Here is a 2,055-nt window from a genome sequence, read left to right on the forward strand (position 1 = left end):
GGGGGCTGGCATTTTGGGTCTTCTTAGTCATCTCGTCCTCTCCATTATACGTCCTAACTTTCCTGTCTTGTGCTATACCTTTATACAGGGTCGGATAACAGCCACTGTTGGGATTGAGGACGGGACGTTTGGCATCCCGACATTGACGAGTTCCCGATTGCCATTCCCGATATCGGGTCATGTGCTATACGTCCTAACTTTTCTGTCTTGTGCTATATCTGGGTTCCGAACAGAATAAGGGCGGGTTCCGTGAGTTGGCGGGTTTTTACCGGGGCGTTACATAAGAAGGGCGGGTTCCGTAAGTTGCCGGGTTTTTACCGGGGCGTTACATAAGAAGAAGGGCGGGTTCCGTAAGTTGCCGGGTTTTTACCGTAGGTGAAGGCGGGTTCCGTAAGTTGCCGGGTTTTTACCGGGGCGTTATATAAGAAGAAGGGCGGGTTCCGTAAGTTGGCGGGTTTTTACCGGGGTGTTACATAAGAAGAAGGGCGAGTTCCGTAAGTTGGCGGGTTTTTACCGGGGCGGATCTAGCACCCGCCCCTACCAGCCGCCCCTATCATTGGTAGTTATTTAGTCGTGGCGTTGTTGCAATTGTAGACGAATGGCTGCGTGGACGGTGCGAGTAATTGGGTAAAAATAGGCTAATACTAACCCCATGGATAAAAAGGCAATGGGAATGGGGCCTACCATCAGGCGAATTGCCCATAATACGGATTCGGGTTGGCTGATTGCTTCTTTGGAACCGGCTGTGGCTAACAGTCCAGCATGGCTGAGAATTTGTCCGACAATAAATAGGGATAGGGCAATTCCTAGTTTTTGTAACATTACCATAAAACTGTAAAAAATGCCTTCCCGTCGCTGTCCGGTGTTGAGTTCATCGAGATCGACAACATCGGGTAAAATTGACCAGGGGACTAGGTGGGCGGTAGCTATTCCAAATCCAGCGATCGCACCTAAACCATACATGGTCAGCATTTGTCCGGGTTGCAGCATGAATAGTCCGACTCCGGCTAACATGGTGAAGGGAATGCCTAAACAATAGACGGTTTTTTTGTCTACTTTTTGGGCGATCGCATTCCAGAAAGCCATACCCAGTAAGGATACCCCTTGCACTAATAATGCCATTTGGGTTAAGTGGCGATCGGCTAGTTGCATATAATCTACTATAAAATAGGGTAGAATAGCAACGGTTACCTGTACTCCCAACCAGGAACATAAATAAATCCCAATGGCATAAAGAAAGGGTTTATTACTAAAGGCAATGCGAATTTGTTGTAAAAATGGTAATGATGGAGGTCGGGTGATTGCCAATCGTTTAGCTTCTTGTTGAAAGTAGCGTTTACTGGTTCCAAAAACACATATATAGACAGATATCATCGCCATTAATCCCCCCAAACTACCCAATAAAGGATATCGCAATTGGGGAGATTCAAATAATCCAAATAAAACCTGGGCTAACACTAAAGCAAATAGACTTCCGCCAATTTTAAAAGCTGATTGAAAGCTGATTAAACTGGTACGTTCGTCATAGTCTTGGGTAAGTTCAGCCGCCAAAGCACCGAGGGGAAGAAATACGGCGGTAAATGCGGTATAAAATAGGATGGTAATCAAGCCATAATAGCCGAATAGTAGCCAGCCACTAACAGGAGGTACAACCCAATGCAGGAAAAAGCAGATACCCAAAGGAATAGAAGCTACTATCATCCAAGGGTAACGCCTTCCCCAACGAGACTGGGTGCGATCGCTTAACCAACCAATCATCGGATCACTGATAGCATCCCATCCTTTACCAAGTAATAATACACTACCTGCTAAACCTGCATCAAGTCCCGCAATATTAGTCAAGAAAAACAGCAAAAAGAAGACTTGCATACAGCCGGGAATAGCACCGCCAAAATCTCCCATTGCATAGGCGGCTTTAGTGCGAATAGCCAGATGATCACTATGGTAGTCGGTAGCTTGAAAGCGATCGCTGAGTTGAACAAGTGCCGTCTTGGCTTGTTGTCGAGAAAGGCGGATCATAGTTTAGGATTTATCTACAGGTAATTCTCGGATTGG

General features: G+C 46.3%; 1 protein-coding gene and 1 pseudogene. Both read right to left on the reverse strand.

Features of this window, described 5'->3' with window-relative positions; translation table 11 throughout:
• Window positions 1-181: pseudogene (locus ACTIE0_RS20455) on the reverse strand (hypothetical protein); the annotation flags it as partial.
• A gap of 386 nt (window positions 182-567) precedes the next feature.
• The gene (locus ACTIE0_RS20460; RefSeq protein ID WP_006623265.1) at window positions 568-2,019 is read right to left on the reverse strand and encodes an MFS transporter; all 1,452 of its coding nucleotides are present in this window, start codon (window positions 2,017-2,019) and stop codon (window positions 568-570) included.
• Between the last annotated feature and the right edge of the window lie 36 nt (window positions 2,020-2,055).

This window comes from Limnospira sp., from assembly GCF_051859755.1.
Lineage (GTDB): Bacteria > Cyanobacteriota > Cyanobacteriia > Cyanobacteriales > Microcoleaceae > Limnospira > Limnospira fusiformis.